General features: G+C 72.7%; 17 protein-coding genes. 9 read left to right on the top strand and 8 right to left on the bottom strand.

The features are described 5' to 3' along the window. Positions 1-21 precede the first annotated feature (21 nt). The gene (eccB, locus tag AC3DE3_RS14490) at positions 22-1,512 is read left to right on the top strand and encodes a type VII secretion protein EccB (protein WP_488370450.1); all 1,491 of its coding nucleotides are present in this window, start codon (positions 22-24) and stop codon (positions 1,510-1,512) included. Between the two features lie 11 nt (positions 1,513-1,523). Here the strand turns inward: eccB and mycP are convergent, their stop codons facing one another. Next, positions 1,524-2,906, bottom strand: coding sequence for a type VII secretion-associated serine protease mycosin (gene mycP, locus AC3DE3_RS14485; protein ID WP_488370449.1), 1,383 nt, complete (start codon positions 2,904-2,906; stop codon positions 1,524-1,526). Next, entirely contained in the window at positions 2,903-4,420 is a 1,518-nt protein-coding gene (eccD, locus tag AC3DE3_RS14480; protein WP_488370448.1) for a type VII secretion integral membrane protein EccD, read from the bottom strand. Before eccD ends, mycP begins: the two co-directional genes overlap by 4 nt. A 189-nt stretch (positions 4,421-4,609) precedes the next feature. Here eccD and eccCa point away from each other — a divergent pair, with 189 nt between their 5' ends. From eccCa to AC3DE3_RS14450, 6 genes are all read left to right on the top strand, one after another. Further along, complete coding sequence (gene eccCa / locus AC3DE3_RS14475; protein ID WP_488370447.1) at positions 4,610-8,656, top strand: type VII secretion protein EccCa; 4,047 nt, start codon at positions 4,610-4,612, stop codon at positions 8,654-8,656. Further along, positions 8,653-9,492 (top strand): hypothetical protein, encoded by an 840-nt coding sequence (locus AC3DE3_RS14470; protein WP_488370446.1) that lies wholly within the window; start codon positions 8,653-8,655, stop codon positions 9,490-9,492. Before eccCa ends, AC3DE3_RS14470 begins: the two co-directional genes overlap by 4 nt. A 128-nt stretch (positions 9,493-9,620) precedes the next feature. Further along, the gene (locus AC3DE3_RS14465) at positions 9,621-9,941 is read left to right on the top strand and encodes a WXG100 family type VII secretion target (RefSeq protein ID WP_260488418.1); all 321 of its coding nucleotides are present in this window, start codon (positions 9,621-9,623) and stop codon (positions 9,939-9,941) included. Positions 9,942-9,975: 34 nt separating this feature from the next. Beyond that, on the top strand, positions 9,976-10,269 hold the full coding sequence (locus tag AC3DE3_RS14460; RefSeq protein ID WP_260488417.1) for a WXG100 family type VII secretion target: 294 nt from the start codon (positions 9,976-9,978) through the stop codon (positions 10,267-10,269). A 161-nt stretch (positions 10,270-10,430) separates the two neighbouring features. Next, complete coding sequence (locus AC3DE3_RS14455) at positions 10,431-11,789, top strand: NAD-dependent succinate-semialdehyde dehydrogenase (protein WP_260488416.1); 1,359 nt, start codon at positions 10,431-10,433, stop codon at positions 11,787-11,789. A 46-nt stretch (positions 11,790-11,835) separates the two neighbouring features. Continuing rightward, positions 11,836-12,708 (top strand): sulfurtransferase, encoded by an 873-nt coding sequence (locus AC3DE3_RS14450; protein WP_488370445.1) that lies wholly within the window; start codon positions 11,836-11,838, stop codon positions 12,706-12,708. A 35-nt stretch (positions 12,709-12,743) separates the two neighbouring features. On the opposite strand, the gene AC3DE3_RS14445 is transcribed toward AC3DE3_RS14450, so the two are convergent. Continuing rightward, positions 12,744-13,565, bottom strand: a complete 822-nt coding sequence (locus tag AC3DE3_RS14445; protein WP_488370558.1) for an HpcH/HpaI aldolase/citrate lyase family protein — start codon at positions 13,563-13,565, stop codon at positions 12,744-12,746. Positions 13,566-13,674: 109 nt separating this feature from the next. Further along, positions 13,675-14,070 (bottom strand): VOC family protein, encoded by a 396-nt coding sequence (locus AC3DE3_RS14440; RefSeq protein WP_260488414.1) that lies wholly within the window; start codon positions 14,068-14,070, stop codon positions 13,675-13,677. Positions 14,071-14,203: 133 nt separating this feature from the next. Between AC3DE3_RS14440 and AC3DE3_RS14435 the strand changes: the two genes are divergently transcribed. Further along, positions 14,204-15,199 (top strand): ATP-binding cassette domain-containing protein, encoded by a 996-nt coding sequence (locus AC3DE3_RS14435; RefSeq protein ID WP_260488413.1) that lies wholly within the window; start codon positions 14,204-14,206, stop codon positions 15,197-15,199. Continuing rightward, a complete protein-coding gene (locus AC3DE3_RS14430) occupies positions 15,196-16,074 on the top strand; it encodes an ABC transporter permease (protein WP_488370444.1) in 879 nt (292 codons plus the stop codon). The genes AC3DE3_RS14435 and AC3DE3_RS14430 overlap by 4 nt, the downstream gene beginning before the upstream one ends. Before the next feature lie 3 nt (positions 16,075-16,077). On the opposite strand, the gene AC3DE3_RS14425 is transcribed toward AC3DE3_RS14430, so the two are convergent. The 4 genes from AC3DE3_RS14425 to mftR all read right to left on the bottom strand — a co-directional run bounded on the left by AC3DE3_RS14425 (position 16,078) and on the right by mftR (position 18,372). Continuing rightward, a complete protein-coding gene (locus AC3DE3_RS14425; protein ID WP_488370443.1) occupies positions 16,078-16,422 on the bottom strand; it encodes a transcriptional regulator in 345 nt (114 codons plus the stop codon). Then, positions 16,419-17,000 (bottom strand): hypothetical protein, encoded by a 582-nt coding sequence (locus AC3DE3_RS14420; RefSeq protein ID WP_488370442.1) that lies wholly within the window; start codon positions 16,998-17,000, stop codon positions 16,419-16,421. The genes AC3DE3_RS14425 and AC3DE3_RS14420 overlap by 4 nt, the downstream gene beginning before the upstream one ends. Before the next feature lie 185 nt (positions 17,001-17,185). After that, positions 17,186-17,707, bottom strand: a complete 522-nt coding sequence (locus AC3DE3_RS14415; RefSeq protein WP_260488409.1) for a hotdog fold domain-containing protein — start codon at positions 17,705-17,707, stop codon at positions 17,186-17,188. A 62-nt stretch (positions 17,708-17,769) separates the two neighbouring features. Further along, a complete protein-coding gene (gene mftR, locus AC3DE3_RS14410; RefSeq protein ID WP_260488408.1) occupies positions 17,770-18,372 on the bottom strand; it encodes a mycofactocin system transcriptional regulator MftR in 603 nt (200 codons plus the stop codon). Between the last annotated feature and the right edge of the window lie 64 nt (positions 18,373-18,436).

Below are 18,436 nucleotides of genomic sequence, written 5' to 3'. Positions count from 1 at the left end.
TCGTGGCGTACCCTACCCCCGGTGCCCCCGGTCGCGGTGGTGTCACATCAGGCGAAGGGAGCCGGGGACGTGCCGCTCAAGCCGACGACCGGGGCGCAGGTGGACGGGCACCGATTCCTCACCCGCCGGGCCCGGCACGCGGTGGTCGCCCGCGACGTCCGGATGTTGCACGACCCCCTCAAACGGCAGAGCACCGGACTGACGGTGGGCGTGGTCCTCGCCGTGATCGGAGTCGCCGGGGCCGCGGTACTGGCGCTGCTCGACCCCGCACCGGACGTCGACGCGACCACGGTCATGGTGGGGCGGGACTCCGGGCAGATGTACGTGCGCGCCGGCGAGACCGTCCACCCCGTCCGCAATCTCGCATCCGCGCGGCTGGTGCTGGGCGAGCCCGCCGAACCGCGCACCGTGCGCGACGCCGACATCGCGCGAACCCCACGGGGCGGACTGCTCGGAATCCCCGGGGCACCGTCCGCGCTGCCCGCCCACCGCGACGCCGAGGCCGCGGCCGCGGTGTCGTGGACGGTGTGCGACGAGGTGGCCGACGCCGAGCGCGGGCGTCCGCGGCTGAAGGGCACCAGCATCGTCGCCCGCGAGGGGAGTGGGCCGGGTCGGGACACGGGCGCCGACGAGGTCGTGTTGGCCGACCAGGACGGGACCGGATGGCTGCTGCGCGACGGCACCCGCGCGCGCATCGACCTCGACGACGGTGACCTGCTGTCGATCCTCGGCCTCGGCGGGGTCGACCCGCGGCCGGTCACGGCGGCCCTGGTGGATCCGCTGCCCGAGGTCGACCCGGTGCGTCGTCCGGTGATCGACATGGCCGGCGACCCGGTGGACTACGGCCTGGACGGACTGCGGATCGGGCAGGTGTTCACCGTCGACACCGCCTCAGGTACGCGCACCCACGTCGCGCTCGCCGACGGGGTGCAGGAGGTGGGGCCGGTGCTCGCGGATGTCATCCGGTCCACGTCGACGGTCGGGTCGGTCGTCGAGGTCCCGCCGGACCGGATGGGCGTGCCGCGGTCGGTGGCGCTCGACGTGGAGGCGTTCCCCGGGCAGCACCCGACGGTACTGGACGCGGCCGACTCGCCCGTGCTGTGTGTCCGCGACGCGGGCCGGCGGGACTCCGCCCTGCGGCGGGTCACGCTCGTGGCGGGGGCGCCCGCGCCCGGCCCGGGTGAGGTGCGGGCGGTTGCCGGCGCCGACGACGGGGGGCCCTCCGTGGACGCGGTGGGGATCCCGGGCGGCGGGCTGCTGGTGGCGGCGACCGGGCGCGGGACGACCACGCGCAGCGCCGTGACGACGATCGTCTCCGACACCGGCGTGCGGTTCGACGTGCCCGACGCCCCGACCGCCGCGGTGTTGGGCCTGGGAGGAATCCCGGTGCCGGTGGACGGGGGCGTCCTCGACCGGCTCCCGGCAGGGCCGCGTCTGGACCGCGAGTCCGCGCTGGTCGCCCGCGACGGGGCCGACGCTGAGTCCGTGGGAGGGACCGCCGCCACGGGGTGAGGGGTGACCGGTCAGGCGGGGGAGTCCGCCTCATCGCGGGGCCGGACGAGGAGGACGACGACGAGGGCGATCGTCCCGAGGGCGAGGGAACCCCCCGCCACCGCCGCACCGGTGCCCACACCGGGTGGGCCCGGATCGGCCGGGGCAGCGGCGATGGTGGTGGACGCGGGACCGGGGCGCCCGGACCTGCGGACTCCCGTCACCGCCGCCACCGGGTCGACCACCCCGTGTCCCACCGCGAAGTCGTGACCTCCGGCGGCGGGGATCGCGGTGTTCTCGATCCGGGCGATCACCTGACGCGCGGTGAGTCCGGGGTGGGCCTGCCGGATCAGCGCGGCGGTGCCGGCGACGAACGGGGCGGCGAAGCTCGTCCCGCTGATGGGCGTGCGCGAACCGTCCCCGGCGACCACGAAGTCGGACACCCCGGCCCCGTCCGCACCGACGGAGCGCAGGTCCACCGCCGGCGCCGCGACGTCCACCCACGGGCCGCGCAGGGAGAAGTCGGCGGGTACGCCGTCGGCGTCGACCCCGGCGACGGTGAGGACGTGGTCGTCGTACCAGGCGGGAGAGGCGATGGTGACCACGTCGTCCCAGCCGTCGTCTCCCGGGACCGACGGGTCGGCACCGCCGGGGTTCTGGTCCCCGCACGCGTCCCCGACGTTGCCGGCCGCGGCGACCAACACCACGTCGTGGTCAACGGCGGCGTAACGGATCGCTCCGCCGAGGGTGGCGTCGGCGAGTACCGTGCCCGCGGGGACGCACGCGACCTCGGAGATGTTGATGACGCCCGCACCGGCGTCGACGGCGGCCCGGATCGCGCGCGCCAGGGACGACACCGTACCGACCCCGGAACCGACCGTCGGTTCGTCCGCCCCCCGGTCCCGGTTCTCGGGACGCAGGACGCTGCTGGACTGACGAATCGAGACGATCTCGACGCCGGGCGCGACGCCCGAGTGGCCGGTCTCGTCCTCGGTCGCCGCGAGCACCCCCGCCACGAGGGTTCCGTGCGCGTCGCAGTCCTCGGTGCCGTCGCGTCCGGGTACCACGTCACCGGCGCCCCGCACCCGCGGCAGGCGGGGGCCGCGGTTGACGCCGGTGTCGATCACGGCCACGACCTGGCCCTCGCCACGCCCGTGGATCCACGCCCCGCCCAGCTCGGCCGCAGTGGCCGACGGGGGCGACGCACCGGGGTCGAGGACGGCCGCGGTGGTGCGGCACGGCCCGTCGAGTCGGAGCGGACCGGCGTCGGGTCCGGAGGCCTCCGGCACCGGCCCGTCGATCGACGGTCGCTCGAGTGCGGCGGCCACGGCGGTGTCGGCGAGCTGCCCGGCGAGGATCGCGACCACGGCCCCGGCGGTGGCCGCGACCCTGGCGGTCGGAGGTCGGTTCCTCATCGCTGACGGACGAGGGAGAAGACCTCCATCGCGCCCACCGCGAGTGGGACGACCACGCAGATCCCGATCGCCTCGATCACCCCGACGGCACGGAGAGCCGCCGGGGAGAGTTCGACGTGGGGCAGTACCGACGAGGCGACCACGACGGCGGCCGCCACCGCGACGGCCGCCGGCACCACCACGCCCACGGGGGAGGCGACCGTGAGTCCTGCCCCCACCAGGACCCCGGCGGTGAGCACGAGTGCGGAGACGAGCAGCGCGGCGGTGTGCACCCGGTCCGCGTAACCGAGGCCGCGCAGCACCAGGACGACGATGAGGACCAGGGCCAGTGGCGCCGCCCAGCGGGTCGAGTCGGCGTCCCCGGTCAGGGAGATCAGCGACCCGGTGGTGCAGACCGCCCCCGCCGCGACGAGCATCCCGGTGAGCCACGAGCGCGAGGTGTGGAAACGGTGCCGGAGCACGTCCGGGGTCGGCAGCGGCCCGCGAGCCCGACCACGAACGTCGTGGTCGATCTCCTCGAGGTCACCGGCCTCCACGTCCTCGCCCGGGGCCGGCACCGGTGGGATGGGGATGCGCCCGGCCCAGACGGCGATCCGGGGCGCCGCGGTGAGCAGCACCAGCCCGAGGACGACGGCTCCGGCTCCCGTCGCGGCGGTCGGAACTCGGGTCGTGGCGACCACCATCGCCCCGGCCGCCCCGGTCGCCAGGGCCACGCCCGCGGCCAGGTAGCCGGAGGCCAGGGTGTAGTCGCCCGGCCCCGGGCGGAACACCGTCCACCGGAGTACGCCCGCGAGCACCGCCCCGGCGGTGAATCCACCGACGAGGTGGCCGGCCCCGACGGGTGGGCCACCCACGGCGGTGCCCGCCAGCACCGTGAACCCGACCGCACACGCACCCGCGACGGCGTGGGCCGACCCCGGCGCCGGGGTGCGGCGAAGCCCCAGCACGGCCGCCAGGCCGAGGATGGCGACGAGGGACGCGACCAGGGGGACCATGAGCCCGCCCGCGGTCGACCACTGGCGCACCAGCGCCACCATGGCGGCGAGCGCCACGACCGCCGCCGTCGCGGTCGCGGCCGTGACCGCGTCGTGCCGGTCCCAGGCGGGGGAACGGGCCACATCCGGTTCGGTGAGACCCTGTAGGACATCGTCGAACAGGGGCGCCGGGGTCGGGACCGGACGGTGGTCGAGCACGAGGATCTCCCCGTCGTGGACCCGCTGCTGAGCGAGCGTCTCCGACACCGCCAGGGGCCCGCCCGCGAGACGCGAGAGTTGCCAGGACCCGCCGGTGTCCCCGCCCATCCGTGCGTCCACGTCCACCCCGGACGCCGGACCCGTGATCGCACGGATGTGCTCGCGGACCAGATCCACGACCTCGGGTATCACCGCCACCAGCTCGAGGTGGGCGGGCAGACTCAGGTCCACCCGGGTGGAGCGGCACACGATCGACACCCGACGTTGGTCCAGGGGCTCGACGCCCGCCGCGACCTCACGGATCCCACTGCGTTCCGGCACTGCTGGTCCTCCCAACCGGCCACCGGATGGTGCCCCCGTCAGGACGTGCACTGTCCTAACATCGCCATCCGATACGCCGATCATTGTCGGGTCGGACGGACGCCTGTGGGGGCGTCATCTCCCGGCGGCCGGGACACACCCGGTGGGAGCGAGGGGACTGATCACTGGTGACGTGGACGGGTGACGTTCATGGGTGATGTCGTGTTCACCCGCGCGGTCAGGCTCGACCCCCCGCCGATGCCCGGCGGGGAGCTGGCACTCCAGGCGCCGCCCGCGCTGCCCCGGCCCACCCCACGGCCGCTCATCCAGATCATCCTGCCGATCGTGCTCGTGGTGGCCGTGGGCGGGATGGTCGTGGTGATGATGCGCACCGGGATGATGCGCAGCCCCATGTTCCTGCTCTTCCCGGTGATGATGGCGGTCTCGGCGGTCGGCATGCTCGCCGGGACGCTGAGCGGCGGCAACAAGACCGCCGAGACCGACGAACTGCGCAAGGACTACCTGCGCTACCTCGGCCAGACGCGCGACACCGTGCGCGCGACCGCGTCCGCGCAGCGGGCCGCCGCGCTGTGGCGTCACCCCGACCCCGTGGAACTGCCCGCCCTGGTGGGCACGCCCCGGATGTGGAAGCGCGACGAGTCGGACCCCGACGACCTCACCATCCGCGTGGGGCCGGGCCGTCAGGCGCTCGCGACGAGACTGGAGGCACCCGACACCGGTCCGGTCGACGACCTCGAACCGGTGTCGGTGGTGAGCATGCGTCGCTTCGTCCGCGTGCACTCCGTGGTCGACGAGCTGCCCGTAGCGCTCGAACTGCGCGCGTTCGCGGCGTTGTCGCTCGACGGGGAGGTGGCCGTGGTCCGTTCCGCGGTGCGCGCGATGATCGCCGGTCTCGTCGTGGCCCACGGCCCCGACCGCGTCCGTGTCGCGGTGGCCGCGAGCGAGGGCGACGCACGTCAGGCCTGGGAGTGGCTCAAGTGGCTCCCGCACCACGAACACCCCGACTACACCGACGGCGGTGGACGGGTCCGACTCACCGAGTTCTCACTGGCCGGGGTGGAGTCGATGCTGGGGAAGGACATGTCCGACCGTTCGGCGTTCTCACCGAGTGCGGCGGTCGTCCCGGGACGGGCGCACCTCGTCGTCGTCGTCGACGGTGTCGGGGTCACCGGCGCCGAACGTCTGCTCGCGGAGGACGGACTCGACGGGGTGACGGTGCTCGAGGTCTCCGGCAGCCGCGCGGGGCAGTTGCGCGACCTCGCGCTGCGTCGCGGCCTGTGTGTCCGGGTCGACGACGACGGCGTGGCCCGCGTGCGCACCGAGGGCGGTGACGAGGACATCGCCCGGGTCGACGCGATGAGCCCGCCCGAGGCCGAGCGGCTGGCGATGGCGTTGGCGCGGTACCGACCCGCCGACACGGTGACCCATGCCGACGGGTCCACCACGACCCGTCGCGCGCCCGGTCTGCCCGACCTGCTGGGCATCGGCGTCGCCGGGCAGGTGGACCCGGCGGTGGCGTGGCGTCGCCGCGGCGAGCGTGATCGCCTGCGGGTACCGGTGGGTGTCAGCCCGGACGGCGCGCCCGTGGAATTGGACCTCAAGGAGGCCGCCCACGGGGGAATGGGCCCGCATGGGCTGTGCATCGGTGCGACGGGTTCCGGCAAGTCCGAGTTCCTGCGCACCCTGGTGCTGGGCCTGGTCGCCACCCACGACCCGGACTCGCTCAACCTCGTCCTGGTGGACTTCAAGGGCGGCGCCACGTTCCTCGGGTTGGAGTCGCTGGCGCACGTGTCCGCCGTGATCACCAACCTCCAGGCCGAGATCACCATGGTCGACCGCATGCGTGACGCGCTCGAGGGCGAGCTCAATCGTCGCCAGGAGGTGCTGCGTGCGGCGGGCAACTACGGAGGCGTGGCCGAGTACGAGGCCGCCCGCGCCAAAGGCGCCCCGCTCGATCCGCTCCCGGCGCTGGTGATCGTGGTCGACGAGTTCTCCGAGCTCCTGTCGTCCAAGCCCGAGTTCGCGGAGCTGTTCCTCACCATCGGTCGCCTGGGCCGCAGTCTGCACATCCAACTGCTGCTCGCCTCGCAGCGGCTCGAGGAGGGGCGGCTGCGCGGGCTCGACAGTCACCTGTCCTACCGGATCGCGCTGAAGACGTTCTCCGCCACCGAGTCGCGCACGGTCCTCGGGGTCACCGACGCCTACCACCTGCCCGCCACCCCGGGCGCCGGCTACCTCAAGGTGGACGCCGGGGACCCGGTGCGCTTCGACGCGGCCTACGTCTCCGGGCCGTACCACCGGGACCGCCGCGTCGACGGGTCATCGGTGGCCACGCCGGCCGCCCGCCCGACCGTCCGCCCGTTCACGTCCTGGTACATGCCGGTGCCCGCCCCGGCACCGGTGGCGTCCGGGGCCGACGACGAGGGGGCGGTGTCGGACGGCGCCGCGGATGCGGGCACCGCCGACGGGTCCGCGAGCCTGCTCGAGGTGCTGGTGGGACGACTCGCAGGACACGGCAGGCCGGCGCACGAGGTGTGGCTGGCGCCGCTGGGACAGGGTGCGCCGCTCGACTCCGCCGTGGGCACAGAACCCGCTGTCGCCGGGCCCACCGGCAGCGGCCTGCACCCGGGCACCGGCGGGACCGCACTGCTGCGCTTCCCGCTGGCCGAGGTCGACCTGCCGTTCGAGCAGCGTCGGGACATCTGGCACGTGGACCTGTCCGGGGCGGACGGCAACGCGGCCGTGGTGGGTGGGACCCGCTCCGGCAAGTCGACCACGCTGTGCACCCTCGTGCTGTCCGCGGCTGCGACGACCGAGCCCGGCCGACTGTCGGTGTACGTCGTGGATCTGGGCGGCGGGGTGCTGCAGTCGATCGCGGACCTGCCCCACGTCGGCGAGGTGGCCCGCCGCGGTGAGGAGGAGAAGATCCGTCGCACCGTCGCCGAGGTGGCCGCCGAGCGCCGCCGCCGCGAGACCGAGTTCCGCGACGCCGGCGTGGTCTCCCTCGACCAGGCTCGGCGACGGATGGTCGACCGGGACGGGCGCCCGGTGGCCGAGTACCCCGACGTCCTGCTCGTGATCGACGGATGGCAGGCGTTGCGCACCGAGTTCGAGGACCTCGAGCAGGTCGTGCTGGGACTGGCCGCGGACGGGTTGTCCTACGGGATCCACGTGGTGCTGTCCGCCTCCCGGTGGGCGGACCTGCGCCCGGCGCTGCGCGACGCCCTCGGGACCCGGGTGGAACTGCGGCTGGGGGATCCCACCGACTCGATGATCGACCGGCGGGCCGCGATGACCGTGCCCGCCGCCCCGGGCCGCGGACTCACGCCGGAGCGTCACCACATGCTCGTCTATCAACCCCGCCTGGACGGGCGGGTCGACCCCGACGGCGTGGCCGATGCGACAGCGGAGGCGTCGCGTCATCTGGCCCGCAGGTGGCGGGCGCGGGTGGGGGACGTCGCGGCGGCGCCGGTCCGGATGTTGCCCGAGATGCTGCCGTACGCCCAGCTGGCGAGCCTGTCCCGCCCCGGCCCGGACGGGCGCCGCACCCGGGTCCCGCTCGGGGTGGACGAGGCCGACCTCAAGGTGGTCTACGCCGATCTCGAGGGCGACCCGCTGATGATGGTGCTCGGCGACTCCGAGTGCGGCAAGACGTCGCTGCTGCGCTCGCTGGCGCGCGGACTGGTGGCCGGGAACAGCCCGGAACACGCCAAGCTCATCGTGGTGGATTACCGGCGCACCATGCTCGGCGAGATCGAGGGCGCGCACCTCGCAGGCTACGCGCCCACCGAGACCGCCCTCGCCCCGATGGTCGAGCACCTCGTCCGCGTCCTCGACGAGCGCATGCCGGGCGCGGATGTCACCCCGGAGGAACTGCGGGCCCGGTCGTGGTGGACCGGCCCGCGGATCAACCTGCTGGTCGACGACCTCGACCTCGTCATCACCGGCGGGGGCAACCCGCTGCAGCCGCTCACCCGGTTCCTTCCGCATGCCCGCGACATCGGTCTGACCGTGGTCCTCGCGCGACGCAGCGCCGGGGCGTCGCGCGCCATGTTCGACCCGTTCGTCGCCCGCATCCGCGACCTCGGTGGCGCCGGTGTCCTCATGTCCGGAAGTCGGGAGGAGGGCCCTCTTCTCGGCGGCGTCCGGCCGGGGCCGCTGCCGGCGGGCCGGGGCAGGCTCATCACCCGCGACGGGGGCGTCCGGCTGGTGCAGACCGCCCTGTCCGAGTCGTGACGGGGCAGCGGTCCGCGCCGGGGCCGCGGGCGGCGACCCTTGCTATCGATCTGTCCTGCTCCGGGCTGACGGTGGCGGTCGCCTCCGCCTCCGCCGAGTTGTCCCCGGTCGTCGCACCGGTGTCCGTGCTCGCCGGGATGGACGGAACGGCCCTGCCCCCGGGCGGCGATCGCCTGGAGTGCTCCGACCGCGTCGAGTCGGCCGCCCGCCGATTCCCGGACCGGTGCCTATCCGACCCCGTCGCCTATGCCCATCGTGACCGCGTCGACGTCGCGGGCCTGTCGGTCCCCGTCTCGGAGCTCCTCGGGCCCCCCGTAGCCCGGGCACTGCGGTGGGGCGCGGCACGCGAGGGCGACGCCGTGGTGCTGGTCGTACCCACCGACTGGGGGGCCAGCCGCACCGCGCGGCTGGTCGGCGCCGCCGACGCGGTGGGTGTCACCGCCCGCGTGGTCAGGGCCGCGCTGGTCACCGCCGAGGCGCTCCCGTCCTCCTCGGCCCGGTGGGCGATCTGCGTGGAGACCTGCCGCACACGGACCACCGTGGGCCTGGTCGAGCGGACGCGGAGTGGCCTCACGCTGGTCGACCGTGAGGTGGTGCACCGCCGGGACCCCTACCGCGACACCATGACCGACGACGAGGTGCCCCGGATCCTCGACGCCCTCGCCCGACTGCGGCGACGGAGGCGGGAGGCGGGCACCGGGTCGACCGAGGTGCTGGCGCGCGGACGCCTCGCCGAGCGGGTGGTGGACGCGTGCGACCGGGCCCGTCTCCTGTCCTTCGTGGTCCCCGCGATCGGCCCCGTGGAGGCGGCATCGCGGCTGCACGCGACCGCGTGATCGCACCCCGCTGAGTGAATCGCGGGGAAGTTTTCGCCGATCAGGCGGAACCGAACCGCCCCGAGGGCGCGTCGAACACTGTGACGGACCCAGAAGGGGATTCCGCACCGACCACAGGGGAGGACGAGATGACCGGGTTCAACACCCACATCGGGACCATGGACACCGCGGCCAGGAGGGTCGACGACGTGAACCTGGAGATCGACCGACTGCTCGGCACTGTGCGGGACTCCGTGTCCCAGCTCGGGGGCTCGGTGTGGCGGGGCGCCGCCCAGGCCCGGTTCACCCAGATCATGACCGAATGGCAGCAGCAGAGCACCAAGCTCAACCACGCGCTGGCGGGGATCTCCGAGACGATGCGGACCAACAGTTCGTCGTTCGACGCCGCGGACCAGGACTCCGCCGCACTCATCAACCGCGCCGGCGCCGCCGGCCCCCTCAACCTCTGACCGCCGACACCGCCAGCACCGGAAGGGAACTCCCATGACCTCAGGACAGATCACCTACAACCATGGCCCGATCGAGGCGCTCGTCGGGCAGGTCACGCAGGCCTCCACCGCCCTGCGCAGCACGCTCGACGACCTCAAGGCCTACCTCGCGCCGCTCGTCGCCGAGTGGGAGGGTGACGCCGCCGTCGCCTACCAGGCGCACCAGAACGACTGGGACCAGGCCGCGGCCGCGCTCCAGGCGATGCTGGCCGAGATCTCGCGCGCCGCGAGCCAGGGCAACCAGGGCATGGCCGACGCCGATCGGCGCGCCGCCCAGGGCTGGGGCTGACCCTCCCGACCTCCGATCGACCCCGCCGGCACGCCTGGACGCCGGCGGGGTCGTGGCGTGTCGACCGGATGCGTCCGGCCCGCGGGCGTCCTACCGTCGCGGCACGAGCCGGGAACGATCCCGGCGAGCCTCGACCAGAACGCCACGCGAAGGAGAACCGCATGTACGTCACGCACGATCCATCGACCGGCCGGACCGACCGCGAGTACGAGCAGACCGAGGACGTCGACACCATCCTGAGCACGGTCACCGAGGGGTTCGCCGCCTGGCGCGCGACGGAGGTGTCCGAGCGGGCACGGATCCTCCTGGCGATCGCCGACGCCTTCGACGAGCACCGCGAGGAGCTGGGCAAGGCGATCACCACCGAGATGGGCAAGCTCCCCGAACAGGCGCGGGGTGAGGTGGCCCTCGCGGCGTCGATCTACCGCTGGTACGGCGAGCACGGCCCGGCGCTGCTCGAGTCCGACACCCTGGATGTGCCGGACGCCCGGCTCAACCGGGTGACCTACGAGCCGGTCGGACCGCTGGTCGGGATCATGCCGTGGAACTACCCCTACTACCAGGTGGCCCGGTTCGCGGCACCCAACCTGCTACTGGGCAACACCGTCGTGCTCAAGCACGCGAGCATCTGCGCCCGCTCCTCCGCGGCGATCGAGAAGGTCCAGCGCGGAGCCGGCCTCCCCGAGGACGCCTACGTCAACGTGTACGCCTCGAGCGACACGGTGGCCGAGATGATCGCCGACCCCAGGATCAAGGGCGTCTCCCTCACCGGCAGCGAGGGCGCCGGGGCCGCGGTGGCCACGGTGGCCGCGGAGAACCTCAAGCCCAGCGTCCTGGAGCTCGGCGGCTCCGACCCGCTGGTCGTCCTGGACGCCGACGACCTCGACGAGCTGGTCGAGACCGTGGGTCGGGCGCGACTCTCCAACTGTGGGCAGGCCTGCAACTCGCCCAAGCGGATCTTCGTCCCGGCGCAGATGAAGGACGACTTCGTCGGGCGACTGAAGAACCTCTACGAGGAACTGTCCGTCGGTCCCGCCGCCGACGAGGGCACCGAGCTGGGCCCGCTGTCCTCCGAGGACGCGCGCGACGGCGTCGTGGAGCAGGTCGAGCGCGCCGTCGAGCAGGGCGCGACGCTCGTCACGGGCGGCGCCGCGATCGACCGGCCCGGCGCGTTCATGCAGCCCACCGTCCTCACCGACATCACCGAGGAGATGGACGCCTACCGCGAGGAGATCTTCGGCCCCGTTGCCATGGTGTACGCCTACGACTCCGTCGACGAGGCCGTGCGGATCGCCAACGACACCCACTTCGGCCTGTCCGGCTCGGTGTGGGGGACCGACGTCGACCGCGCCTCCGAGGTGGCCGAGCGGCTCGAGGTGGGTATGGCCTACGTCAACGAGCACGGCACGACGATGCCCGGCCTGCCGTTCGGCGGCGTCAAGCGTTCGGGCTACGGCCGCGAGCTCGGCCGCTGGGGACTGACCGAGTTCGCCAACGTCCGGCTCCAGCGCGTCCACTGAACAGATCTGTCTATCCTGGGAGGGGTAGTCATCGAAAGGAGCAGACATGACGACCCCCCTCACCGTGAGCCCCGAGTGGCTGCACGCGCACCTGGGTGACGCCGACCTCGTCGTCGTCGACGCCACCACCCACCTGACCGCCGACGCGGACGGCACCCCGCGCCCGGTCTCGGGCCTCGCGACGTACCGACCCGACCACATCCCCGGCGCCCTGTTCGCCGACCTGCTCGGCGACTTCGCCGACCCGGGCAGTGCCCTGCCCGCCACCGCGCCGGACCACGAGCGCTTCGCGGCTGCCGCGGGTGCGCTGGGCATCGGGGACGGGGCGACCGTGGTGGTCTACGACCAGCACGAGGGGTTCTGGGCCACCCGGCTCTGGTGGCACCTGCGCTTCGAGGGCTTCGACGACGTCACCGTCCTCGACGGCGGCCTGCCGGCGTGGAAGGCCGCGGGCTACGAGGTCACCGATGAGATCGCCGTGCCGACGCCCCGCACCTTCAGCGGTGTCCGCCGCCCGGAGATGATCCGGTCCACGGAGGACGTGGCCGCAGCCCTCGATGACGAGAACACGATCCTCGTCAACGTCCTCGACGAGGCCACCTACCGCGGCGACGTCGACTCGTACGGTCGGCCGGGCCACATTCCCGGCAGCATCAACCTGCCGGTGACCAGCCTGCGGGACCCCGAGTCCGGCGCGCTCCGGCCGATCGGGGAGCTGCGCGCCGAATTCGAGGCGGCCGGGCTGCTGGACGAGGACCGGAAGGTCGTCACCTACTGCGGCGGCGGGATCGCCGCCACCGGGGTCGCCCACGCGCTGGCGCTGGCCGGTCGCGAGGACGTGGCGGTCTACGACGGATCGATGGTGGCCTGGGCGGCGGACCCCGACCTGCCGCTCGTCACCGGGGACTCACCCCGCTGACCTCCTCCGGGGCCCTGTCCGCGCGCGAGGCCGCGTCAGCGAGCCCCGGCGTACGCCTGCGCGAGGCGCGCGATCTTCTGGGCCCGGGCTAACCGCGGCAGATCGGCGCCGTCCCGGGCGCGCTCGCCGCCGGGGCCCAGCTCGTCGATCACGGACTCGGCCCAGGAGACGTCGGCCGCGGAGGGGGAGAGGACCTCGTTGATGTAGGGCGCCTGGTCCACGCGGAGGCACAGCTTGCCGGTCATGCCCATCTCGACGGCGTGCTCGGCGGCGTCCCTGAGGACCTGCGTGTCGTTGGAGATGGTCGGCCCGTCGATGGGCGGGGCCACGCGCGCGATCCGGCTGGCCACCACGAACTGCGAGCGCGTGTACGCCAGGGCGATCTGCGACGACCCGATGCCCGTGTCGCGACGGAAGTCACCGACGCCGAAGGCCAGCCGCACCACCTGGTCGGACTTGGCGATCTCGGCGGCCTGGGCGAGGCCGTCGGCCGACTCCACCAGCGCGACGATCGGGGTGTTCTCGGCCAGGCGCGCGGCCGTGAGGGAGACGTGCTCGGCGTTCTCGGTCTTGGCCAGCATCACGCCGTCCAGTCCCGGGCAGTGCCCGAGTGCCATGAGGTCCCTCTCCCACTCGGGGGAGCGGACATCGTTGATGCGGATCCACGCGTGGTTGCCGGCCTCGAGCCACTGCCGGACCTCGCGACGGGCGCGCTCCTTCTCGGACTGCCGGCACCCGTCCTCCACGTCGAGGACCACCACGTCCATCTCCGAGTTGACGGCGTCGTCGAATCGCTCGGATTTGTCCGCGGGCAGGAGCAGCCACGATCGGGCGATGGTCGGTGGGATGGTCGACATGGGGCTCATGGGTACCGGTCATCCTTTGGTCGTGAGGCGGCGACGATCGCGCTGGCAACCTCCCCACGATACGCCGGGCACCCCCGGCGAGCCCACGCGGGAACAACTCTCACATATCGGGCGCGGTGACGAGCTGGATGAGATTGCCGCAGGTGTCGTCGAGGACCAGCGTCCACACCGGGCCCATCTCGGCGGGAGGCTGCACGATGCGGGCGCCCTTCTCCTGCAGTTCGGAGTGGGCCCGGTGGATGTCGTCCACCTCGAATTGCGCGGCCGGAATGCCGTCCGCGCGGAGGGCGGCGGTGTAGGCGCGCGCCGCGGGATGCTGGTCCGGCTCGAGCAGTAGCTGGGTGCCACCCGGGTCGCCGGGATCCACCACCGTCAGCCACCGGAAGTCACCGGCGGGGAGGTCGTACTTGAGGACGAACCCCAGCACGTCGGTGTAGAAGGCGAGCGCACGAGCCTGGTCGTCAACGTGGACGGAAGTCACTGTGATGCGCGGCATACCGGGAACGGTAGGCCGCTCATCGGCAGTCGGCATCCGATCCCGGCCGGTTCCGGCCCATTGCTGACAGATCCTGTCCGCAAAGCGGGCGGTGAGTGTTGACTCGGGCGCGGACGGGGGACACCCTTTTGAGGTGGATACCCGACCCGCCTCCGCCCCGGCGATAGAGGCCGAGCACCTCGTGAAGCGCTTCGGCGACTTCACCGCCGTCGACGACATCTCGTTCGCCGTCCCGACCGGGACGGTCCTCGGTCTGCTGGGGCCCAACGGTTCCGGCAAGACCACCACCATCCGGATGATGACCACTCTGAGCCCGCCGACCTCCGGGACGGCGCGGGTCGCCGGTCATGACGTGATGCGGGAGCCGGCGAAGGTCCGCAAGGCGATGGGGTTGACCGCCCAGTCGGCGACGGTGGACGAGTTGCTCACCGGGCGGGAGAACCTCCGCCTCATCGGCGACCTGTACGGGCTGCCCAAGAAGGCGGTCAAGGCCAGGGCGGACGAGTTGCTCGAGAAGTTCTCGCTCAGCGACGCGGCCACCAGGGTCGCCAAGAGTTACTCCGGCGGTATGCGGCGCCGGTTGGACCTGGCGGCGAGCCTCGTCGCGGCCCCGCCGGTGCTGTTCCTCGATGAGCCCACCACGGGATTGGATCCCCGCTCGCGCAACGAGCTGTGGGACGTCCTGCGCGACCTCGTCCGGGACGGCACGACGTTGTTGCTGACCACCCAGTACCTCGACGAGGCGGACCAGCTGGCGGACAGGGTGATCGTCATCGACCACGGCCGCGTGATCGCCGAGGGCACGCCGCTGCAGCTCAAGGACCGCTCCGGCGCGGCCAGTCTGGTGATCACGGTGTCCCGGTCAGAGGACGTAGACGAGGCTGTGCGGGTACTGGGTACCCGCATCGCGGACTTCCACGTGGACAGGGACGCCCGGCGGCTCACCGCACCGTCCGAGGGGGTGTCGGCGCTGGCCGGGATCGCCGCCGCGTTCACCGAGGCGGGGATCGAACTCGATGACATCGGCCTGCAGCGTCCCAGCCTGGACGACGTCTTCCTGTCCCTGACCGGACGCAAGGCCGAGGACCCGCAGCACACCGACACGATGGAACAGGAGTCACGGGTATGAGCACAGTCGCCGACCCCTCGGCGGGCCCGTCCACAGCGGGACCGCCCACCGCGGAGCACTTCTCCGTGCCGGCCCGCCCGGACGGGCCCTCGTTCGGTCGCCAGATCTCCGCGCTGACCCGCCGCAACCTCTTCCACATCCGGCGTCAGCCGGAGAACCTCGCGGACGTCACCATCCAGCCGGTGATGTTCGTGCTGCTGTTCGCGTTCGTCTTCGGTGGCGCCATCGCGGTGGCGGGCGGTGACTACCGCGAGTGGCTGCTTCCGGGCATCATGGCCCAGACCATGGCGTTCTCCTCGTTCGTCGTGGCCTCCGGTCTGTGCAACGACCTCAACAAGGGGATCATCGACCGCTTCCGTTCGCTGCCCATCCAGCGCGCGTCGATCCTCATCGCCCGCAGCGCCTCGAGCCTCATCCACTCGTCGATCGGCGTGGTGGTGATGTCGTTGACGGGCCTCATCGTGGGGTGGCGGATCCGCAGCGGGATCCTCGACGCGCTGCTGGGCTATCTCATCCTGGTGGGCTTCGGCTTCGTCATGATCTGGATCGGCATCGTCGTGGGCTCGAGGCTCAAGACCATCGAGGCGGTCAACGGCGTCATGTTCACCACGACGTTCCCCATCACGTTCGTCGCCAACACCTTCGCCCCGCCGGAGTCGATGCCGGCCTGGCTGCGGGTGATCGCCGAGTGGAACCCGCTCTCGTCGGTCGTGCAGGCGATGCGTCAGCTGTGGGGGAACGCGCCTGCCGTCGGGCCGGACGCCGCACTGCCACTGCAGCACCCGGTGCTGGCGTCGCTGCTGTGGATCGTGGGTCTGACGGTGATCATCGCCCCGATCGCGATCAAGGCCTTCGACGCCCGCACCCGGGACTGACGGTCACTGCGCGCCGGGCCCTCGCCCCGGGGTAGGTGCGCCCTCCGCGGCGGCTGCCAGTTCCCGCAGCGCCTCGAGGTGACCGGAGAACGCCGTCCGCCCGGCCCGTGTCAGGGCCAACCAGGTCCGTGCGCGACCGGTCTTCCCGGCGGCCTTGGAGGTGGACGCGTACCCGGCGTCGGTGAGGACCTTGAACTGCTTCGACAAGACGGAGTCGGCCACCCCGAGCTCGTCGCGGACGGTCCCGAACTCCATCGATTCCACGGGCGCGAGCAGGGCGCAGATCCGCAGGCGGTGCGGGGCGTGGATGATCTCGTCGAACTGCGCCGCGGGGCGTCCGGCCCTCATCGCCGGCGGGGGAGCGCGGCGGCGCCCGAGCGGATCTCCGTCCGCAGGGCCTCGTCGACCCGGCGTCCCAACACGATCGTCGCGACCAGCGCGATGGCGGCGAGGGCCAGGGCCGCCCACACGGGCAGTGCCCGGTCGGTGAGTGTGGGTGCGAGCGAGGAGACGGTGACGACGACGACCACCACCGCGTAGGCGAGCCACCACCGTCGCGAGACGGGGCCGAGGTTGCGCATGTCCACCCACAGGCCGGTGATTCGCTGGTACGCGGCGACGAGCAGGCCGATGCCCACGGCGCCGACAAGTGCCACCGGGAGGCGGATGAGGTCGTGCAGGTCGAGAGCGCCGACCAGGAGGATCGCGGCGAGGATCGCCCCGAGCGCGGGGTGATACCACCACGGGGTGATGAGCCGGTCCGCCACGGCGCGGCGTGCGGAGTCGACATCGGCGAGTGCGGCGGCCGGGTCGTACGCGGTGGTCCCGCACGGAGCAGCGGTGTCCTGCTGGGAGGTGCCGTCCTGCGGCACGGCGTTGTCCGGGTCGAGGGGCCCGGTGCCCGGAGCGGGCCCGTTGTTTTCCATGATGGAAAACATAGGCCTCTCTTTCCGTTTCCGCAACGGAAAACCAGCGGGCCGGATCCGCCCTCCGGATTCGCAACCACGCTGCGGGCTCCGGGGGCGCATCGACATCCGAAGGGCGGGTTGCCGGGGTCGAAGGGCGGAGTGACGGTGCCCGGGGGACCGCGCAGTCCCGGGCCCCGGTGGCCTCAGCCCTTCTTCTTGGGCGAGACCCGGATGGTGATCGAACCGACCACGGGCTCGACCCCGGCGTCGTCCACGAACCTCAGCGGCACCTCGACGTCCTGCCCGCTGGTGAAGGACGAGAAGTCCGGCAGCTCCGTCCACTCCGCGGTCACCGTCATCCCTCCGGTCGACTTGGCCGGGTACCGCACGTTCATCCCCACGGGGATCCAGCGGTGGGTGGCCGGGACGGTGGCCTCGGCGAGCACGCCCATCGCCATCTCGGCGAGGTTGCACGCCGCGATCACGTGGAAGGTGCCGATGTGGTTGCGGTTGCCCCACCATCCGGGCCCCCGCACCACGCAGCGGCCGGGTCGGACGTCGACGACGTGCGGGCGCACGGTGCGGAAGTACGGGGCCTTGAGGCTGACCCCGGCACTGAACAGGCGTGAGCCGAACGGTAGCCGGGAGGCGGTCTTCCACAGGCGGTAGGTGGGGGTCTCCGCGCCGGTGGACGGGGAGGCGGGGGTCGGTGTCGTATCGGTCACGACGACGAGGTTACCCGTCGGTAAGTTCGTCGCGCCCGCCCGCCGGGCGCGAGGGCGTCGACTCAGGCGAGGATCTGCGTCCCGCGACGCAGGAGATCGTGGAGGCGATCCTGATCGGCTCCGGGCTCGGACACCCACAGGCGGTAGGCCGAGAGCGCGATCCCGAGCGCGGCGTGAGCGATCGCGGAGGGCGCCAGATCGTCGACGGTCTCGCCGAGTCTGTCCGCGACGAACCCGGCGACGGCCCGGCGCCAGTCGGCGTACACCAGGGTCGAGTGCGCCTGCAGTTCGTCCACCCCGAGCAGGAGCCGCATCCGCAGTCGGTGGACCTCGGTCTGGGAGGCGGGGAAGGTGTTGAACGCGATGAGCGCGTCCGCGAGGGCGTCCCGCAGCGGCGTCTGCTCGGGCACGGCGGAGAGGTAGTCCAGCATGAGGTCGATCTGCACGTCGAACTCGCCCCACGCGATAGCGGCTTTGCCGGGGAAGTAGCGGAACAGGGTCCGGCGGGAGATGTGGGCGGCCTCGGCGATCTGGTCGACGCTGGTCGCCTCGTATCCCTGACGTGCGAACAGGTCGAGGGCCACGTCGACTATCGAGGCGCGCGTGGTCGACGGGCGACGCCCGGGGGGCCGTGTCTCGGTTCCGGGCATTTCCGGCGTTCCCATGACACGAGAGCCTAGATGAGTGACCCTTGCCACTGGCACTAAGTGCCAATATGATGCGGATCTC

Source organism: Dietzia sp. IBK-p2-16D (genome assembly GCF_057773085.1).
This window is presented reverse-complemented; position numbering and strand designations above follow the sequence as displayed.